We start from the raw sequence: 18,122 nt of genomic DNA, 5'->3' as shown, positions 1-18,122 counted from the left end.
GCTCAGAGAGTTGTCCCTGGGACGACAGGCCCTTGTCGCGGGGCGGGGGTCACTCGCAGGCCGCCGACTGGTCCACCGCCTTGGTGTAACCGCTGATCAGGCTCTTCATGGCAGCCTTGTCGTCGATGCCGGAGCCGAGAACCTGGATGACCGTGAACAAGCGCATGTCCGTGTGCTTCGACGACGTGCACGTGGCGGTCTTGCCCACACCGACCTTCCCGGCCCACACCAACCGGTAGTCGCCCGTCGTCTCCCCGTCGTCCGTGCCTGCGTAGCCCGATGCGAACGTTGCCCCCGTATCCATCCGGTCCCCCCATGTCTGGGTGAGGCGCAGGGCCGGTTTGCCGTCCACCGACAAGTCGCAGCGTGTGGTCAAGCTGTTGGGTGCAGAGGGTGCCGAGGAGAGGGAATCCCCGCCAGGCAGAAGGGCTTTCACCTGCGCGGGGTCGACCGTGACCCCGCACAGGGTGGTGGGCACGGTGTAGTTTTTCGCGGCCGGTTCGTCGTCGCCGGAGCACCCGGACAGGCCGGCGAGGACGGCGGCGGCGGACAGGGCTACGGCCGTGCGGATGAGCCGGTCGTGGCCGAGAGTTCCACGGACGGACAACGCGAGAAGCCCTTCTCGGTTCGGACGGGGCGGCGTGGTGGGCGCCAGCCCCGGAGGCTCAATGATCGGATGTCGGTCTTCAGACGCTCGAAGGGATGTCCCTCGGGCGGCGGACCCTCGCCGCAGTGGGGGTCACTCGCAGGCCGCGGACTTGTCCACCGACTCGGTGTAACTGTTGATCAGGGTCTTCATGGCTGCCTTGTCGTCGATGCTGGGATCGAATGCCTGGATGATCGCGAAGAGGCGCATATCCGGGTGCTTGGACGACGTGCAGGAAGAGGTCTTGCCCACGCCGGCCGTTCCGGTCCAGGCGAACCGGTAGTCGTCCGTCGTCTCCGCGCCGTTCGTGCCGGAGTACGCCCCCGAGACTCCGAACCCGGTGTCCAGGCGGTCCCACCAGGTCTGGGTGAGGCGCATGGACGCCTTGTCGCCGTCCACGAACAGGTCGCAGCGGGTCGTCCCGCTGTTCGGCTTCGAGGATGCCGAGGAGAAGGAATCTCCGCCGGGCAGAAGGGCTTTCACCTGCGCGGGGTCGACCGTGACCCCGCACAGGGTGGTGGGCACGGTGTAGTTTTTCGCGGCCGGTTCGTCGTCGCCGGAGCATGCGGACAGGCTGGAGGCGAGCACGGTGGCGGCGGACAGGGCTACGGCCGTGCGGATGAGCCGGTGGTGGGAGAGAGTTCCACGGACGGACAACGCGAGATGCCTTTCTGGATTCGGCTGGAGGTGACACGGCGGGCGCCGCTTCCGGGCGGTCGGTCAGATCGCTGTCCTCAGGTTCGGTGCGAAGGACTCGACGTCCGGACCCGCGTGCAGGAACCCCTCGTGGGCGCGCTGGCGTGCCTTCTCGTCGATGCTGTCGTCCAGCAAATCGTCGCGGTGGTGCGCCTTCGCCGCGTTCTCCACGGCCTGCTCGGTGTACTGGGAGTTCCGGTCCAGGCCACTCTCCCACCTCTCGCCCATGACCGGGCTCGCGTCGTCCTTGGCATGCCCCTCGACGTCCTTGAAGAGGGATTCGAGAACCATGCTGCTCGCCGTTCCGGCAACGCCGCCGGCGACCGCGCCGCCGACCGGGCTGGCGATGAACGAGGTACCGACGCCGATACCCGTGCCGATGCCTCCGGAGATGGCGTTCTTCCACTGCCCCACGGACTGGTCGAAAGCGTCGTCGGATTCTGCGGCGGGTCCGGCGACCGCCTCCTGACGGCCGATGGCCAGCGTTCCGGACACCCCGCCCGAAGCGTAGGCGACTTGGTCGACGGCGAACTGCGTGTCGTTCGAGTAGCGGGCGTCGGCCGGAAGGTCCGGGTTCATGTGGTAGTCCATGAGGTTTGCCATGTACGCCTTGTTGGCCACCTCCACGGCCGCATAACCCTCGGGGTTCTGTCCGACGGTCACCAACAGGGCTACCGCATCACGGTGGTTCAGCGTGGCGGAGCTGCCGGCGACGGGGAAGAGCCTGTTGATGTCATTGTCTTGGTCGTCGGCCATGGCCCGGTTGACGTCCGGCAGGTACTCCGAGGTGATCTGCCCGATGCTGTCGGACATGTAACTGTGCTTCGTGAGGCGCTCGTTGTCGTCCGCGACGGAGGACACGATGGACTCGAAGAGCTTGGCCTGGCCGTCGTTGTGGGCGGGAGTGTCCGCCGTCGGCAGCTCGCCCGCCGGGTGCCCCGTCGTGGCGGCCTCCAGGGCGAGGGCGAGGTTGTTGCGGCCGGTGTTGTCCTCGTCGCCGTGGATGTTGCTCTCCTCGGGCCAGTCCCGCTCCTCGAACAGGTACTGGAAGTTGGAGAGCGCGACCTTCCCGTTCTTGCCGTTGCCGTCCGTGTCGCGCTCGAAGGGGGAGTCCTCCTTGGAGACGTACTCCTCGTTGAAGAAGTCGGTCGCGGCGTCCGGGCTGTTGGACAGACCCTTGAGGTAGCCGGTCAGCGGGTCGGAACCGCTGTCGTCGCCGATGCGGTTGAGCCAGGGGTTCATGCCCATGTGCTGCCACGCCATGTTGGGGTGCTCGCCGTTGCCGGTGAGCTTGCGCTCCGTCTCCATGAGCGAGGTGCCGTAGCTCTTGAGGAACTGGTCGTCGTAGTCGCCGGTCCGCATCAGGTTGCTCATGACCTGGAAGCCCATGGGGCCGCCGCCGTCCCGGCCTATGGGCTTCTCGCCCAGCTGGATCATGTCGCCCTTCCAGGTCGTCATGGCGGCCGAGTCGCTCTGCGTGGCGGTGGCGAGCGTCATGCCGAGATTGCGCTGGAGGTCGTCGAGCTTGTCGAGGCGGTCGTGGCCCACGTACGGGTTCACGGCAGGGTCGTTGATGCCCTCCCAGAACTCCAGGGTCTTCTGCGGCCCGAGCTGGGTGGCGAACCGCTCGGCGAACAGCGGGTCGTCCTTGTACTTCGCGAGACCGTCGTTGATCTTGTCGAACTCGGCCGGCGTGAGGTCCTTGGGGTTCTTCCCCGCGATCTTGGCGAGGTCTTCCGCCGCCTTGACGGCATCCGCCGCGGAGTCGCGGTCCTTGTAACTGGCGTCCGAGAAGCCCATCGTGGACTGGTCGGCTATCGCGCTCAGGACCTTGCTCGCCGAATCGTCGCTCTCGGTCGCCCGGTTGAGTATCCCCTGCACCTCGTCGCGGAGTGCGGTGACGTCGCTCTCCGTGTGCTCCGGGACGGTGGTGCCCTTCGCGGCCCGGTCCGGGTGGATGTTCATCGTGACGGTGAAACCGCCCTTGCCGGTGCTGACGACGGTCAGGTTCTTCGCCTGTCCGCGGGTGATGGCGGCCTCGAGGTCCTTCTTGAACTGCCGCAGCTCGCCCAGGGTGTCGCCCAGGATGTTGTGAATGGTGGTGGCCTGGGTGTGGGCATCGCCGAACTCGCCGGCGGTCTTGCCGATGAACTCCTTGGTGACCGTGGCGTTCATGCCCGCCCAGTTCGCCGAGTTGGCGGCCTTGTGCAGGCCGTCCTCGGCCTGCTTCTTCAGCTCCACCAAGTGCCGTACGAGCTGGTCCCAGTCGGAGACTGCCGTGTCCAGCGTCGCGAAGTTGGCGAAGCGCAGCGCGTCGAGATCCATGAGGTGTCGTTTCTCCTGTACGTCTGTCGTCGCGCGCCGCTACTTCTTCGGTTCGTACGCCGGGTTCTTCTTGCCCGGATCGCCGACCCGCTCGTCGAACCCGGCGTCCAGCGCGTCGATGCTGCTCATCTGCCGCTGGATGTAGTTCTCGTCCCCGGTGTGCACGTTCTTGGTGACCTGCATGTGGTTGGAGATGTGGGCGCAGGCGTCCATGAGCGACTTCAACTGCTCTTCCCACCGGTTCGACACGTGCTTGAGCCCGCCGCCCAGCGCGAAGCCCTGACCGCTCAGATCACTGGCGGCCGCGTCGCTGCTGGGAGTGGCCACCCGGGCCTTGCTCCACAGGTTGTCGTAGAGGGAGTGCGCCTGGCTGCCGATCTTCGCCAGATCGCTCTGATCCACCTTGAGATCGCCCGTCTGCCCGGGCAGGGCCGAGTAACCGCCACCCCCGGGTTCGAGCTGGTTCAACCGCATCCCGGTCGAATGCCGGTCGGCTGCGTCCGCCTTCAGCTGCTCCCACTCGTCCCACGCCACGGAAAACCCTTCCCCCGCTCAACTGCCCCGTCCCGCCGCGCCTGGTGGGCGCGGCGGCTTCAGGCGGTGTCCGTGCTCCTCCGGTGGATGCGCGACCGCGGATGCGATACATCGCCGCGCCGCCGGTCCACCACTCATCACGGAACATGCCTTCGGCCACGCTAGCAATTCGTCTGGATGTTCACATGCGGCGGAGTCGGGATCCGTGAACAGTAGTTGTGGACATCCCGTGGAGGCTCCCGCCGGGGCGAGGGCAGGGTGCGCCGGTTCGGGGGGAATGGGGTGATCCGCGTGATGGTGGACCGCAGGCGGAGCGACCGAAATCCGGCGGCGCGGGATCGCGAGACCATGCGGACGGGAGCCGACAGGAGTGGGGAAGCGCGGTCGAGGTCGCGACGCGGTTCCCGGGCCAGGTGTCACCGGCAGGGCGGGGCGGGGCAGGGCGGGGCGGGGAGCCGCGCGTCCAGGGCGCCTTCCACGGGCCCGGATGCCCTCCCGGTGGGGGATCCGGACCTAAACTCGCTGATCGGAAGCGGTGTCGATCGCGACGGGCCGCCCGTTGCCCGTCGCGGGGAGGGCGCCGTCCGCGCGAGGAGGAACCATGAGCGACGGAGCTCGCACCGTACTGGCCGGCCTGGACGGCATCCGCCCGGGCCTGGAGGAGCTGTACAAGGATCTGCACGCCCACCCCGAACTCGGCCTCGTGGAACACCGCACGGCCGCCGCGATGTCCGGGGCGCTGCGCGAGGCCGGGTACGAGGTCGTCGAGGGCATCGGCGGGACCGGAGTCGTCGGTGTGCTGGCCAACGGCGACGGGCCGGTCGTCCTGGCCCGCGCCGACATGGACGCCCTCCCGGTCCTGGAGCGGACCGGACTCCCGTACGCCTCCACCGCGACGGTGACCGGCGAGGACGGCTCCGAGCAGCCCGTGGCGCACGCCTGCGGACACGACGTGCACATGACCTCGCTGATCGGTGCCGCACGGCTGCTGGCGGAGTCCCGGGAAGCCTGGCGGGGCACCTTCGTGGCGCTCTTCCAGCCCTCCGAGGAGCGGGGCGACGGCGCGGACGCGATGATCGCCGACGGCCTGACCTCGCGGGTTCCCCGCCCCGACGTGGTGTTCGCCCAGCACGTGCTGGCCCACCCGGCCGGTTACGTCGGGACGCGCCCGGGGCCGTTCCTCTCCGCCGCCGACAGCCTGCGGGTCACCGTGTACGGCCGGGGCGGGCACGGCTCGATGCCTCAGGCGGCGGTGGACCCCGTGGTGATGGCCGCGATGATCGTCGTACGCCTGCAGACCATCGTCTCCCGGGAGTTGGCGGCCACCACCCCCGCCGTCGTCACCGTGGGCAGCATCCACGCCGGTACCGGCCCCAACGTCATCCCGGACAGCGCGGTCGTCCAGCTCAACGTCCGTACCTACGACGAGGCTTCGCGCGCCCAGGTGCTGGCCGCGATCGAGCGGATCGTGCGCGCCGAATGCCAGGCGTCCGGTTCGCCGGCGGAGCCCCTGATCGAGCAGATCGCCTCCTTCCCGCCCACGGTCAACGACGAGGCCGTGACCGGACGGGTCGCCGAGGCGTTCGCCGCCCACTTCGGCGGGGACGCGCACACCATCGAGCTCCAGACGGCCAGCGAGGACCTGAGCCTGATCCCGGACGCGTTCGGGGTGCCGTTCACGTACTGGGGCATCGGTGGCATCGACCCTGAGCTGTACGCCGGGGCCGTGCGGAACGGCACCGTCGCCCGGGACGTACCGGTCAACCACAGCCCCTTCTTCGCCCCGGTCCTCCAGCCCACCCTGGACACCGGGGTCAGCGCCCTGACCGTCGCGGCCCTGGCCTGGCTCGGCGTCTGAGCCGTCGCCGCCCGGGGCGCCCCCGGGGCCGGGCGGCTCAGGCGAGCCAGTCGGTGTAGCGGGTGGGGGCGAGGTGGGCGCTCTTGTCCGTGAGGACGTCACCCCTGACGGCGGCGAACATCCCCGCGGTGGGGTCCGTGACGACGGTACGGCCGTCGGCCGCGTGCGCCACGGTGATCCGGCCCAGTTCGTCCAGGGTGAAGACGTCCGGGCCGGCGATGTTCCGTACCCCGCCCAGCGGGGAGCCCGCGGCGACCTCGGCGACCGCCAGGGCCACGTCGGCGGCGGCGATCGGCTGGATCGGGGTGGCGGGCAGCCGGACGGTGCCGTTCTCGGTGGTCCACGAGAGCACCGCCTCGACGAACTCCATGAACTGGGTCGCACGGACGATCGAGTACGGGATCGGCCCGGCCGCCAGGATGTCCTCCTGGAGCGTCTTCGCCCGGTAGTAGTCCAGCTCGGGGACCTGGTCCACGCCCACGATGGACAGGACCACGAAGTGGCCGACGCCGCCCTCCGCGCCCGCCGCCAGGAGGTTGTCCATCGACTTCTGGAAGAAGGCCGGGGACGCCTCGTCGAAGGTGGGGGAGTTGGTCAGGTTGACGATGGCGTCGGTGCCCGCCACCGCCTCCCGCAGACCCCGTCCGCTGATCACGTCGATTCCGGTGGACTGCGCGTGCGGAACCGCCTCGTGACCGGCGGCGTTGAGATCGTTGACGACCTGCGAGCCGATCAGCCCGGTACCGCCGATGACCGCGAATCTCATGGGATGCCCTTCGCTCGGAGATGTATCCGAAATATGACATAAGGGTGTTTGGTGGGTGTCGTCCGAGCATGGCGGTCGGGTGCATCCCGACCGCCGGGCGGGCCGTCCTACTCCGCGGGGTTCGCCGCTCCCGATCGCTCCCGCTCCTTCGGCCCGTTGCCCCGCAGCGCGAAGTCGGAGCGGACCACCGTGCCGGGGCGCAGGTGCTTGCGCTGGACGGCGGGTGTCTGTCCGGGCGAGGAGGCGATGATGTTCAGGTGCCCCTCGGGCAGCCCTGCCAGTGCGTACCGGCCGAGCGCGTCGGTGGTGGTGCGCACCAGCTGGCGCCCGTGGCCGTCGATCACCGTGACGGAGGCGTGGTGGACGGGCCCGCGGCCGACCCCGTGCACGGTACCGATCAGGTCCGGCTCCCGGTCCCCGAAGTGGTGCCGGTGCACCGGCAGCGCCACCGGGAGCGGGTAGCTCAGTGCCGGGTCCTCCGTCGGCGGCTCCACCGGCTCCGCGTCCTCGGTGAGCTCCACCGCAGGTGGAGCAGGCTCGACGTTCCGTGCCGCCGGCCGGGCGTCCCGGCGGCGGTGGCGCAGGGCGTCGAGCCCCATCAGCCCGAGGCCCGCCGCGATCCAGGCGCAGAGGACGAGTACGGGACGCAGGGTGCCCGCCCCGCCGAAGTAGAGCACCCCGCGCAGGGCGTCCACCCCGTTGGCGAGAGGCATGACGGCGTGGACGTACTGGAAGAACGTCGGCAGCAGCGTGGCGGGCGCGGCGCCGCCGCTGGTGGGGATGGACAGCACGATGAACAGGCCCATGCCCACCAGTGGGAAGAACTGCCGGGTGAAGGGGGCGAGTCCCGACGCGACGGTGGCGACGGCGGTGGTCAGCAGGAAGGCGATGACCATGGACGACGGGGACGCGGGGAGGAACCCCGCCGCCGCGCCGACCGCCGAGCCGATCGCGCTGAAGAGGACGGCCACACCGAGGATGAACAGGAACTTCTTCCGCCGGTTGAAGCTCACCGCGCGCAGCAGGGCCGTCGCCAGGATGTAGCCCGGGACGCTCCACGCGATGCCGACGTAGACGGCGGAGGTGCCCATCGGGTCCGCCTGGTGGAGCGGTACGACCTCCTGGACGGCGAGGGTGTGCCCCTGCTCGGCGGCGAGCGCGGTGAAGACGGAGGTCATCTTCTGCGCGAGGACCGCGCCTTCCGCCTTGGTGACGTAGAGGACCGGATCGTCGCCCGTCACCAGTGCCGCCGCCGCCTCGCGGTGGGTGACCGCATGCCGCGCCTGCACGGCCCCGCCCACCGTGGAGACCTCGAAGCCGCCCGGGTACTCGTGGTCCAGCGCGGAGCGGATGCCCGTACCGGAGTCGGGACCGGAGACCGGTCCGGCCACCGCGATCCTCGTGTGGTGGGGCTGCGGCGAGTGCAGTGCGGGGGCGAAGCAGAAGAGGAAGCCGAGGAAGAGGGCCAGCGGGAACCAGAGGGTCTCGGCGAGGGTGCGGACCAGGCGGGGGTGCGGCGCGGCGTGCGTCGGGGAGGTGGCCGGGGGCCCGGCCTGAGGTGCGGGGTGCATGCGGTGTTCGTCCAGGGGGTCGGTGTTCCGGGCCCGGGTCGTCGGCTGCCGGGCGGCTCTCGTGGTGCCCGGCGGCTGCTACCGGTGCGGCGGGCCTGACGGCGACTCGAATGTGTCAATGGTACGACGGTCGTCGATGAAGTGACACGCTCCCGGGTGTCGGCCCCGGGCATCGGCTCCGGGTGCCGGCTCGCTTCGGGTGCCCGCCCGGGTTTCCGCTCCGGGAGACCGGCGGGTGCGGCGCCCGTCCGCCGCGCCGGCGCCCGTACCCTCGTGCAGGTGCACGGGGTCGAATGGAAGGGGGCCGTCCGGTGAAGCCACGGCAGCTGATCTTCGAGCTGTACGGCGACTACCTGCGGCACCGGGGCGGTGAGGTCCGCCTCCGGGGGCTGGTGGCCGTCATGGGCTGCTTCGGCATCCCCGACACCACGGTCCGCGTCGTCGTCGCCCGGATGCGGAAAGAGGGCTGGCTCGCCGGACGGCGCGAGGGCCGGGAGACCGTCTACTCCCTCACCGAGGAAGGCCGGCGGCTGCTCGCCGAGCGCCGCGACCGGATCTACGGCCGGGCCCCCACCCCCTGGGACGGGCGCTGGCACCTCGTCACCTACTCCGTGCCCGAGACCGAACGGGCCCTGCGTGACCAGTTGCGCAAGAAGCTGGCCCGCCACGGATTCGGTGCCCTCTCCCCGGCCCTCTGGCTCAGCCCCCACGACCGTACGGAACCCGTACGGGCCGCCTTCGCCGACCAGCCCGGGGTGCGCCTGGACGTCTTCCGCTCCGACACCGCGGGCCCCGAGGAGGACCGGAGCATCGCCGCCCGGGCCTGGGACCTGGCCGCCCTCGATCGCGACTACGGGACGCTGATCGCGGCGCACGCGCCCGCGCTCACCGCGCTCCGCGCCGGGAACACCACCGGAGAGGCCGCGCTCACCGGGCGCGTCACCCTGATCCACGACTTCCGGCCCATCGTCTTCAACGACCCCGACCTGCCGCCCGAGCTCCTGCCGGACGACTGGCACGGCACCCAGGCCCGTGCGATGTTCCTCGACTCGCTCGGCCTCTCCCGGGACACCGCCCACGCCTTCGCGGACCGGCTCATCACCGAGGCCTGACCCGGGTACCTCGGGAGCCTCGGGCCTCGGCGGTGGTACCTCAAGGGCCTCGGGGCTTCGGGGGTGGATTCTCAGGATGTGCGCGACGCGACCTCGCGGAGACGGTCGAGCAGGCCGTCCAGGGCCGACAGCGACGCTCCGTCGAACCCCGCGAAGACCTCGCGCAGCCTCTCCGCGTGGTCGGCCGCCGTCCGGTCCAGAATCTCCCGGCCGCTGCCGGTGATGACCGCGTACGCCACCCGCCGGTCGGCGGGGTCCACCAGCCGTTCGACGTATCCGGAGGCCCGCATGCGGTCGATCAGCCGGGTCACCCCACCGGTGGTGAGGGCGATGTCCCCGGCGAGGGAGCCCATGGTCAACCGCCCGCCCTCCGAGCGGGCGAGCCGGATCAGCACCTCGAACCAGACGTGCGGCAGCCCGGTCCCGGCCTGCATCGCCGCGCCGAGCCGCTGCTCCAGCTTGCTCGACGCCTCCAGCAGGCGGCCGAAGGTGGTGATCAGTGGATCGTCGATCACCCGGGGCGGAGAAACCTCCGCGGGGTGGGGGGCGGGGTCCTCGGGGGAGCGGGGAGAGGGCATGCCGTCATTCTAGGGCGGAAATATCTGACTGATCAGATAACTTGTGGTGGTCGAGAAGTCCGACCAGTCACCCGTCCGGGCGGCACCCCGCCGCCCGCCCTGAAAGGGGCGCACCCATGAGCCCGACCGCCCGTACGACCATCCCCGCCGCCCTCTCGGGAGGCAGGTCATGACCGGATTCGGCGCGCCCGTCGTGGTCACCCGGGGAGACACGCAGAGCCCGCTCGTCGTGCTGCTGCACGGCCGCGGCTCCCACGAGGGCGACATCATCGGGCTGGCGGACGCCCTCCCCGGCACCCTGTCGTACGCGGCGGTACGGGCGCCGATCGCCGAGAACGGCGGCTTCGCCTGGTTCGCCAACCGGGGGATCGGGCGACCGGTGCCCGAGTCGCTGCGCGCCACCATGGACTGGTTCCGGAGCTGGCTGGACGAGGTGGCCCCGCCGGGCCGCCCGGTCCACCTCGTCGGCTTCAGCGGCGGAGCCGCGTTCGCGGGCGGCCTGCTGCTGGACGATCCCGCGCGCTACGCCGGTGCGGCGATCCTCTACGGAACCCTGCCCTTCGACGCGGGAGTGCCGACCACCCCCGCCCGGCTCGCCGGGGTCCCGGTCTTCGTCGCCCACGGCGCCCACGACCGGGTCATCCCCCGCGAACTGCTCGACCGGACCTGGAGCTACGTGACCAACGAGTCCGGGGCCGCCGCCACCGTCCGGCTCGACCCGGTCGGCCACGGAATCGCCCCCGCGGCACTGGAGGGCCTCGCCGCCTGGCTCGCGGGCTGAGGGGGCGCCCCCCGGCCGCCCTGTGGCCGGGTCCGCTCCGGGGAGCCCGGCGGGCCTGGCCGGTGGAGGCCGTTCCGCACTCCACCCCGCCGCGGACACGTTTGCGTTCGGTAACGTCACCGCGTGAAGACGTTCGGCGCGGATGCGCGGGACACGATGCGGGGCGACCCGGGGGAGGGGTGCGCGATGGGCGGGTCCGGAGACCGGAAGTCCGGGCCGCTCCTGCGGATTCTCGGGCCGCTCGAAGGCTGGAGCGGCGAGGAACGGCTCTCCCTCGGCGGCCAGGTGCAGAAGCGGATTCTCGCTGCCCTGCTCCTCGAATCCGGCCGGGTCGTCCCGGTGGCCCGTCTCGCCGAGGCGGCCTGGGGCGAGGAGCCGCCCGCCACGATGGTCCACCAGGTCCGTAAGGCCATCGCGGATGTGCGCAGGAGAATCCCGCTCGGGGCCACCCTCGTCCGCACGGACGGCGCGGGCTACCGGATGGACCTGGCGGACGACCGGCTCGACCTCCACGAGTTCCGCACCCGCTGCCGGGCCGCGAACACCGCACTGCGCGGGGGCCGGTCCGCCGAGGCGGCAGCCGAACTGCGCGCCGCCCTCGCCCTCTGGCGGGGGCCCGCACTCTCCGGCGTCGGCGGTCCCGTGAGCGAGGCGGCGGCCGACGCACTGGAGGAGGAACGCCTCACCGCCGCCGACCAGCTCTTCGAACTGCGCCTCGGGGCGGGGGAGTCCGGTGAACTCGTCGCGGAGCTGCGCGCCCTCGTCGCGCGGCACCCGCTCCGGGAGACGCTGCGCGCCCATCTGATGCTCGCGCTCCACCGCTCCGGCCGTGGGGCCGAGGCCCTCGAAGAGTACGAGCGGGTCCGTCAACTGCTCGCGGAACAACTGGGGGTGGACCCCGGCCCGCAGCTCGCCGCACTCCACACCGGCCTGCTGCCCGGCAGCCTCGCCCCGGCCGGACCGGGTGCGCACGAGCGCCCGGACGCCTCGCAGCGCCCAGGTTCGCATCCGCGACGGGAGGGGGCGCCGGCCGTCCCGTCTCCGATGGCGGCCCCGTGTACTCTCCCTCCCGCACTCCCCGACTTCACAGGCCGCGAAGAGGAGTTGACCGCACTCCTCGGGCACCTGTGCGACGGCGGGCCGCCCGGGGCCCGGGGGCCGCGGGTGGTGGCGGTCGACGGGATGGGCGGGGCGGGCAAGACCTCGCTCGCGGTCCACGCCGCCCACCTGCTGGCCCAGGAGTACCCGGACGGGCAACTCGCCGTCGATCTGCGCGGGTTCACGCCGGACGAGGCTCCGATGGCGCCCGCCGTCGCACTGGACGCGCTGCTGCGCGGACTCGGCGTACCGGCCGAGCGGATACCCGAGGACCTGGAAGGCCGCACGGGCCTGTGGCGGTCCGTGCTCGCGGACCGCCGGACCCTGCTGCTGCTCGACAACGCGGTGAACGCGGAGCAGATCCGCCCCCTGCTGCCGTCCACACCCGACTCCCTGGTGCTGACGACCAGTCGGGCGAGGCTGGTGGACCTCGACGGCGCACGGTGGGTCTCCGTCGGACCGCTCACCCCCGAGGGCAGTGCCGCGCTGGTGGCCGAGACCCTGAGCCCGGAACGCGTACGGGCGGAACCCGAGGCCGCCGCCGAGCTGGCCGCCCTCTGCGGTCATCTGCCGCTGGCCCTGCGTCTCGCGACCGCCCGGCTGCGGAACCGGCCGCGCTGGACCGTCCGCCACCTCGTCGAGCGGCTGCGCGACGAGACCCGCCGGCTGGACGAACTCCGCTCGGGGGAGAGGGGCGTGGCCGCCACCCTCCAGCTGTCCCACCGGGCGATGGCCGCACCGCACCGCCACGCCTTCCTGATGCTCGGCCTGCACCCCGGCGCGGTGTTCGGGGTCCACTCGGCGGCCGCACTGCTCGGGACCGGAACGCGGGAAGCGGAGGACGCCCTGGAGGCACTCCTCGACGCGCACCTGCTCCAGCAACCCGCCCTCGGCCTCTACGCCTTCCACGATCTGGTACGCAGCTTCGCCCGGAACCCGGGCGCGTCCACGATCGACCGGGCGGCCGAATCGGCGGCGCTCCTGCGGTTGCTCGGCTACAACTTGACGGCCACCGGGGCCGCCTGCGCCCTGGTCTCCCCGGGGCGTACCTCCCGGCCCCACGGCCTCGCACCGTACGGCGGCGAGCTGCCCGCGTTCCGGGACAGGGCCGAGGCCATGGAGTGGTCCGAACGGGAGCACCCGGCGCTCCTCGCGGCGGTGACGCTCGCCGAGCGGCGCGGCCACGACCGGCACGCTCTCGCGCTCACCCGCGACCTCACCTTCCTGCTGCACGCCCGGGGCCGGTTCGACGCGCTCGGGGACCTCGGGCGACTCGCCGTCCTCGCCGCCCGGAGAACCGGCGAACCCTCCCTGCTCTGCGTGGCGTTGACCAACCTCGCCGCGACCTGCTGGCGACTCGGCCGCTTCGGCGAGGGGCTCGACGCCGCCGACGAGGCCCGGGACCTCGCGCACCGCCTGGGCGACCGCCGCGCCGAGGCCCACAGTGAGGCGAACAGAGGGCTGATGCTCTCGGAGCTGGGACGGTACGACGACGCCCTGCCCCCGCTGGAACGCGCCCTGTCACTGGCCCGCGAGGAAGGCTCGGTGCGGGTGGAGGCGGAGACCCTGACGACACTCGGCGTGCTGTACGGGCGGTGGGGCCGGCACCCCGAAGCGGCCGACGCCGCCCGGCAGGCCCTGCGGACCGCCCGCGCCCACGGCTATCCGACCTACGAGATCGTGGCGACCGCCGAACTCGCCGCCGCCCACATGGGGCTCGGGGAAAACGAGGAGGCTGGGTATCTCCTCTCGACAGCAAGGGAGTTGAGCGGCGACGGGGTCACCGGCCCCGGCGACGCCGGCCTGGTCCACGCGCTCCGCGCCAAGCTCGCCCAGCGGCTGGGCGACGCGGACGGAGCCCGGGTGTCCGCCCGGAGCGCCCTGCTGCTCGCCAGGTCGGGCGGGTCGCAGATCCGCCTCGTGCGGGTGGAGAACCTCGTGGCCGAACTCCACCTGGACCAGGGCGAGTACGAAGAGGCCCGGACGGCGTACGCCCGTGCGCGCACGAGGGCGGCGGCGATGCGCTTTTGTCCCGCCGAGGCGTCCGCGCTGCTCGGTCTGGCCCGGGCCGCCCGAGCCCTGGGCGATGCCGAGGCGGCAGACGAACACGAGTCCCGCGCGACGGAGTTGTACGACTCCATGGGAGTCCCGGAGCGCGCCCGTACCTGACCGGCGGCCGGGCGGTCCGTGTCGCCGTGTCACGGACCGACGAGCGCCGCAGTGTCACGGACCGACGAGTGCCCCCGCGGCACCCACCGGTGACACCGCTCCGGCACCCACCGGGGACACCGCTCTGGCACCCGCCGGGGACACCGCTCCGGCACCCGCCGGGGCGAAGAACCGGGCCGCCCGGTCGAGCGCCTCGCCGTCCTCCAGGACCTGGCCCGGCCGCGTGCCGTTGGCGAGCAGCACGCCGCCCCAGCCCATGCGCAGGTAGTCGGCGGTGTTGCGCAACGTGCCGACCAGTGGGTCGGCGAGCGAGGCGTCGGCCGACGCGTACGCGGTGACGCCCCACATCGTCTTGCCGCGCATCTCCTCCGTGAACCTCGGGCCGGGGACCCGCATCCACCCCGACCAGTGGTCCAAGTACAGCTTCACGTCCGCCGAAACGCTGTACCAGTACAGCGGGCTCACGACGACGAGGTCCGTCGCCTCGCGCGTCGCCTGCCGGAGCATCCCGGCGTTCCCTTCCGGCTCCTCGTACAGACCCGTGCCCGTGTGCCGCAGGTCCTCGAAGCGCGGCAGCGGGTGATCGCTCAGCCGGATCCACCGCTGGGCGAAGGACGCCGGAAGGGCCGCGGCGGCACGGCGGGCCAGCGCCTCGGAATTGCCGTCCGGGCGCGAACTGCCGACGACGAAGAGGAAGGAGCGGGAAGGGCTGGAGGAGCGGGAGGAACTGGAGGAGCTGGAGGACCGCGAGGAGTGCATGGCGTGACTTTCCCGAGTGGCGAACGGTGAAGAGGGCGACGGCACAACGATCGCGCGTGCCGGTCCCCCCGGCATACCGATGCGATACCGGCCCCCCCGGAGCGAGCGCCTACCACGGACAGCGGGCACCCTCCCCCTGACGGCGTCGGCCCGGACCCGATACGCTGGCCGTCCATGGCTACGAGTACATCGCTGTGGACCTTCGCCCTCTTCGTGGGGCTCCTCACTCTCACTCCTGGGCTCGACACCGCCCTGATCCTGCGCACCTCGGCCCTCGGCCGGCGCAGGCGGGCATGGGGTGTCGTCCTCGGTATCCAGACGGGCACCCTCACCTGGGGCGCCCTCACTTCCCTGGGCGTGACCGCCCTCCTCACCGCCTCCCACCTCGCCTACGAGACGCTCCGCTGGGCGGGAGCCGCCTACCTGGTGTGGATGGGCGCGCGGATGCTCCGCGACACCTTCAAGGGCCGGACGCCGGCAGCGGACGACCTGCCGGAAACTCTGCCCCTCGGCGGGGCGGACTCGATGGCCGGCGGCTGGCGGCAGGGAGCCCTGACCAATCTGCTCAACCCGAAGATGGGCGCGTTCTACGTCGCGGTCCTGCCCCAGTTCATACCGCCCGGCGCCGACCACTTCACCGCCGGACTTCTGCTGACGAGCGTGCACATCCTCCTCGGGCTGGTGTGGTCGGCCGTGCTGATCGGCTGCGCCCGGCTCCTCGGCGGCTGGCTCCGCAAGCCCGGCGCCCGCCGGCTGCTCGACCGGGTCACCGGCAGTGTCGTGGCCGGATTCGGCATCCGCCTGGCGTTCGGCGAGTGAGGCGGCCGGCCGGGCCGTGGTCCGGGTCGTCCGCTCAGGCGGGCGTGTAGAAGGAGGCGACCGCGGGCTGCCCGGTGTAGTTGGGACCCGCCGCCGGGTCGCCGCCGAGATAGCGGAACGGCAGCTCCGCCGTACGCCCTCCCCGGAGGGTGAGCCGGTGGTGGCGGGGGGCGTATTCGTACCCGGCCGCGCGCAGCGCCCGTACGGCGGCGCGCCCGGCCGGAGCTCCGTCGGCCCAGCGGATCGAGTCCGGGTCGAAGTGCGCCACCAGCAGCCCGTCGTCGGTCACCCAGGACGCGGCCCGGGCGAGCAGGCCGAGCTGGTCGCCGACGTAGTGCAGACCGTGCACACAGGTGACCAGGGCGTACGTCCGCTCCGGCGTCCAGCTCGCGACGGAGGCGACGACCCGTTCCAGACCGGGCGGCGCCGGCAGGGGTGCCATCGGCCCCACCAGGTCGACGCCGGTGACCACGGCGTCCGCCGGAAGCACGGACACCGCCTCGTGCAGCGCCCGGCCCTCCCCGCTGCACAGATCCAGCCAGGACGGGCAGGCGGGGCGGGAGAGGAGGTGGGCGAGCGGATCGAAGCCGAGCTCGCGGGCGTAACTGTTCACCCCGGCGAGCCCACGCCCGCGGTTCATCGTGTTGTTCGCCACGACGGGGGAGCGCTCCAGCACGTCCTGGGCGACCAGCCGGCGTCCAGAGTGTTCAGGCTGTCCGGCTCCGGGAGGCACGGAGGCCGCACGCGGTCCCGCCGGGCCGGGAGCCACGGCGGCCGGACGCGGCCCCGTCCGGCCGGTGTTCTCCGTGTCCCGCCGCATCCCCGGTGTCCTCGTCACCGGCCCATTCTGCGGCCTCGGGACCACCCCTGTCCCCGTGGTTTCCGCACCGGCCGCCCACCGTGCGAGGGGCTCGTTCCAGCAGGTCGGGGAAGGGCCGCTACCATCCGGCGTGACCCAAACGAGCAAACCGGATGTACACCGCAAGCGGATATTCGCCGACCTGACCCCGCTGCGCACCTCCCCCGACTACCGGCGGCTGTGGTTCGGCAACACCGTGTCCTGGATCGGGCAGGGGATGACCTCGCTCGCGGTGTCCCTCCAGGTGTACGACCTCACCGGGTCCGCCTTCTCCGTGGGCCTCATCGGCTTCTGCTCGCTCGTACCGCTGGTGGTCTTCGGCCTCTACGGAGGAGCCATCGCCGACACGATGGACCGGCGCAAGCTCGGACTCGGCAGCTCCACAGGATCGTTCCTGCTCTCGGCGGTCCTGGTCGCCTCGGCCTTCGCGGGAGTGGAGCAGGTCTGGCTGCTGTACCTGATCGTCGCGCTCCAGGCCGTCTGCTTCGCGCTCAACTCCCCGGCCCGCAGCTCGATGATCCCCCGGCTGCTGCCGCCCGAGCAGCTGCCCGCGGCCAATGCGCTCGGCTCCCTCACCAGCACCACTGGCACCCTCGTCGGCCCCATGCTGGGCGGCGTCATCGTCGGCTGGTGGGGCTACCGCGCCGCGTACACCGTGGACGTGGTCACCTTCACCGCCTCCCTGTACGCCATGTGGCGCCTGCCCGCGATGCTGCCGGACCGGAGCACCGAGGCCCCCGCGGACGGCGACGTCTCCGGCGCCGGGGCGGCACAGCGGCCCGAGCGGGCCTCCGTGCTGGAGGGGCTGCGGTTCCTCGGCACCCGCCCCAACCTGCGGATGACCTTCTTCAGCGACCTCTGCGCGATGGTGCTCGCGAGCCCGAAGGCGCTCTTCCCCGTCGTCGCCATCGTCTGGTACGACGGTGACGCGCGCACCACCGGACTCCTCGTCGCGGCCCCGGCGTTCGGCGCCCTGCTCGGAGGCGTCTGCTCCGGCTGGCTCGGCCGGATCAGACGGCACGGGCTCGCGGTCGTCTGCTCCGTCGCCGGCTGGGGTGCGGCGATCGCCGCCTTCGGCCTCACCCGCCAGCTCTGGCTCGGCATCGTCTTCCTGGCCCTGGCGGGCTGCGCCGACACCTTCTCCATGGTCTTCCGCGGCACCATGCTCCAGGCCGCCGTGCCGGACCGGATGCGCGGGCGCCTCCAGGGCGTCTTCATCGTGGTGGTCGCCGGTGGCCCGCGCCTCGGCGACTTCCTGGCCGGTTCCGTCGCCGATCTGGCCTCCCCGGGCGTCGCCGTCACCGGCGGCGGCATCGCCTGCGTGGTCGCGGTGCTGCTGCTGGCCGCGAAGTGGCGCGGTTTCCTCCGCTACGACGCCCGCGACCCGCAGCCCTGACGGCACCGGACCCCCGGCCGCCTGGTGCCCCGGCCCGCAGCCCGCGACGTGGCGGCGGCGGGCGGTCGTGGACGCGGGCTGTCCGGGATGCGGGACGTGGTTGTCGGGCGGGCGGCGGGCGGATCAGGATGCCTCCATGGCCCCTGCCCCGGTTT

15 protein-coding genes are annotated in these 18,122 nt (G+C 72.1%); 6 read left to right on the top strand and 9 right to left on the bottom strand.

The window, feature by feature from the left end:
- Positions 1 to 49 precede the first annotated feature (49 nt).
- The 4 genes from OHA55_RS07440 to OHA55_RS07425 all read right to left on the bottom strand — a co-directional run bounded on the left by OHA55_RS07440 (position 50) and on the right by OHA55_RS07425 (position 4,201).
- Complete coding sequence (locus OHA55_RS07440) at positions 50 to 607, bottom strand: hypothetical protein (protein WP_266703967.1); 558 nt, start codon at positions 605 to 607, stop codon at positions 50 to 52.
- Positions 608 to 739: 132 nt separating this feature from the next.
- The gene (locus OHA55_RS07435; protein WP_266703965.1) at positions 740 to 1,303 is read right to left on the bottom strand and encodes a hypothetical protein; all 564 of its coding nucleotides are present in this window, start codon (positions 1,301 to 1,303) and stop codon (positions 740 to 742) included.
- A 63-nt stretch (positions 1,304 to 1,366) separates the two neighbouring features.
- A complete protein-coding gene (locus OHA55_RS07430; protein WP_266703963.1) occupies positions 1,367 to 3,667 on the bottom strand; it encodes a hypothetical protein in 2,301 nt (766 codons plus the stop codon).
- 39 nt (positions 3,668 to 3,706) lie between these two features.
- Positions 3,707 to 4,201, bottom strand: a complete 495-nt coding sequence (locus OHA55_RS07425) for a hypothetical protein (protein ID WP_266703962.1) — start codon at positions 4,199 to 4,201, stop codon at positions 3,707 to 3,709.
- Positions 4,202 to 4,802: 601 nt separating this feature from the next.
- Here OHA55_RS07425 and OHA55_RS07420 point away from each other — a divergent pair.
- Positions 4,803 to 6,059, top strand: a complete 1,257-nt coding sequence (locus OHA55_RS07420) for an amidohydrolase (RefSeq protein WP_266703961.1) — start codon at positions 4,803 to 4,805, stop codon at positions 6,057 to 6,059.
- Positions 6,060 to 6,096: 37 nt separating this feature from the next.
- Here the strand turns inward: OHA55_RS07420 and OHA55_RS07415 are convergent, their stop codons facing one another.
- The gene (locus tag OHA55_RS07415) at positions 6,097 to 6,825 is read right to left on the bottom strand and encodes an SDR family oxidoreductase (RefSeq protein WP_266703960.1); all 729 of its coding nucleotides are present in this window, start codon (positions 6,823 to 6,825) and stop codon (positions 6,097 to 6,099) included.
- Between the two features lie 107 nt (positions 6,826 to 6,932).
- Positions 6,933 to 8,396 carry a carboxypeptidase regulatory-like domain-containing protein gene (locus OHA55_RS07410; RefSeq protein WP_266703959.1) on the bottom strand — a complete coding sequence of 488 codons (1,464 nt, stop codon included), beginning with the start codon at positions 8,394 to 8,396 and terminating at the stop codon, positions 6,933 to 6,935.
- 311 nt (positions 8,397 to 8,707) lie between these two features.
- Between OHA55_RS07410 and OHA55_RS07405 the strand changes: the two genes are divergently transcribed.
- Positions 8,708 to 9,508 carry a PaaX family transcriptional regulator C-terminal domain-containing protein gene (locus OHA55_RS07405; protein ID WP_266703957.1) on the top strand — a complete coding sequence of 267 codons (801 nt, stop codon included), beginning with the start codon at positions 8,708 to 8,710 and terminating at the stop codon, positions 9,506 to 9,508.
- Positions 9,509 to 9,579: 71 nt separating this feature from the next.
- On the opposite strand, the gene OHA55_RS07400 is transcribed toward OHA55_RS07405, so the two are convergent.
- Positions 9,580 to 10,086 carry a MarR family winged helix-turn-helix transcriptional regulator gene (locus OHA55_RS07400; RefSeq protein ID WP_266703955.1) on the bottom strand — a complete coding sequence of 169 codons (507 nt, stop codon included), beginning with the start codon at positions 10,084 to 10,086 and terminating at the stop codon, positions 9,580 to 9,582.
- A gap of 169 nt (positions 10,087 to 10,255) precedes the next feature.
- On the opposite strand from OHA55_RS07400, the gene OHA55_RS07395 reads away from it, so the two are divergent.
- Both OHA55_RS07395 and OHA55_RS07390 read left to right on the top strand, forming a co-directional pair.
- Positions 10,256 to 10,867, top strand: a complete 612-nt coding sequence (locus tag OHA55_RS07395) for an alpha/beta hydrolase (RefSeq protein WP_266703953.1) — start codon at positions 10,256 to 10,258, stop codon at positions 10,865 to 10,867.
- Between the two features lie 123 nt (positions 10,868 to 10,990).
- Positions 10,991 to 14,134 carry a BTAD domain-containing putative transcriptional regulator gene (locus tag OHA55_RS07390; RefSeq protein ID WP_323180375.1) on the top strand — a complete coding sequence of 1,048 codons (3,144 nt, stop codon included), beginning with the start codon at positions 10,991 to 10,993 and terminating at the stop codon, positions 14,132 to 14,134.
- A gap of 54 nt (positions 14,135 to 14,188) precedes the next feature.
- Here OHA55_RS07390 and OHA55_RS07385 read toward each other — a convergent pair whose 3' ends face one another.
- On the bottom strand, positions 14,189 to 14,893 hold the full coding sequence (locus tag OHA55_RS07385) for an NAD(P)H-dependent oxidoreductase (protein WP_266703951.1): 705 nt from the start codon (positions 14,891 to 14,893) through the stop codon (positions 14,189 to 14,191).
- A gap of 174 nt (positions 14,894 to 15,067) precedes the next feature.
- Between OHA55_RS07385 and OHA55_RS07380 the strand changes: the two genes are divergently transcribed.
- Positions 15,068 to 15,712: a LysE family translocator gene (locus tag OHA55_RS07380; protein ID WP_266703949.1), complete on the top strand. Its 645-nt coding sequence runs from the start codon at positions 15,068 to 15,070 to the stop codon at positions 15,710 to 15,712.
- A 34-nt stretch (positions 15,713 to 15,746) separates the two neighbouring features.
- On the opposite strand, the gene OHA55_RS07375 is transcribed toward OHA55_RS07380, so the two are convergent.
- Positions 15,747 to 16,550, bottom strand: coding sequence for a trans-aconitate 2-methyltransferase (locus OHA55_RS07375; RefSeq protein ID WP_266703947.1), 804 nt, complete (start codon positions 16,548 to 16,550; stop codon positions 15,747 to 15,749).
- Positions 16,551 to 16,662: 112 nt separating this feature from the next.
- On the opposite strand from OHA55_RS07375, the gene OHA55_RS07370 reads away from it, so the two are divergent.
- Positions 16,663 to 17,967 carry an MFS transporter gene (locus OHA55_RS07370; protein WP_266703945.1) on the top strand — a complete coding sequence of 435 codons (1,305 nt, stop codon included), beginning with the start codon at positions 16,663 to 16,665 and terminating at the stop codon, positions 17,965 to 17,967.
- Positions 17,968 to 18,122 lie beyond the last annotated feature (155 nt).

The organism is Streptomyces sp. NBC_00102 (assembly GCF_026343115.1).
Lineage (GTDB): Bacteria > Actinomycetota > Actinomycetes > Streptomycetales > Streptomycetaceae > Streptomyces.
Note: the sequence above shows the minus strand (reverse complement) of the source record. Positions and strands in the feature narration are given on the sequence as shown.

Bases quoted from the DNA above. Each gene is read 5' to 3' on its own strand.
- OHA55_RS07400 (WP_266703955.1), bottom strand. From the start codon at position 10,086: ATGCCCTCTCCCCGCTCCCCCGAGGACCCCGCCCCCCACCCCGCGGAG.
- OHA55_RS07385 (WP_266703951.1), bottom strand. From the start codon at position 14,893: ATGCACTCCTCGCGGTCCTCCAGCTCCTCCAGTTCCTCCCGCTCCTCC.
- OHA55_RS07410 (WP_266703959.1), bottom strand. From the start codon at position 8,396: ATGCACCCCGCACCTCAGGCCGGGCCCCCGGCCACCTCCCCGACGCAC.
- OHA55_RS07380 (WP_266703949.1), top strand. From the start codon at position 15,068: ATGGCTACGAGTACATCGCTGTGGACCTTCGCCCTCTTCGTGGGGCTC.
- OHA55_RS07395 (WP_266703953.1), top strand. From the start codon at position 10,256: ATGACCGGATTCGGCGCGCCCGTCGTGGTCACCCGGGGAGACACGCAG.
- OHA55_RS07415 (WP_266703960.1), bottom strand. From the start codon at position 6,825: ATGAGATTCGCGGTCATCGGCGGTACCGGGCTGATCGGCTCGCAGGTC.
- OHA55_RS07420 (WP_266703961.1), top strand. From the start codon at position 4,803: ATGAGCGACGGAGCTCGCACCGTACTGGCCGGCCTGGACGGCATCCGC.
- OHA55_RS07430 (WP_266703963.1), bottom strand. From the start codon at position 3,667: ATGGATCTCGACGCGCTGCGCTTCGCCAACTTCGCGACGCTGGACACG.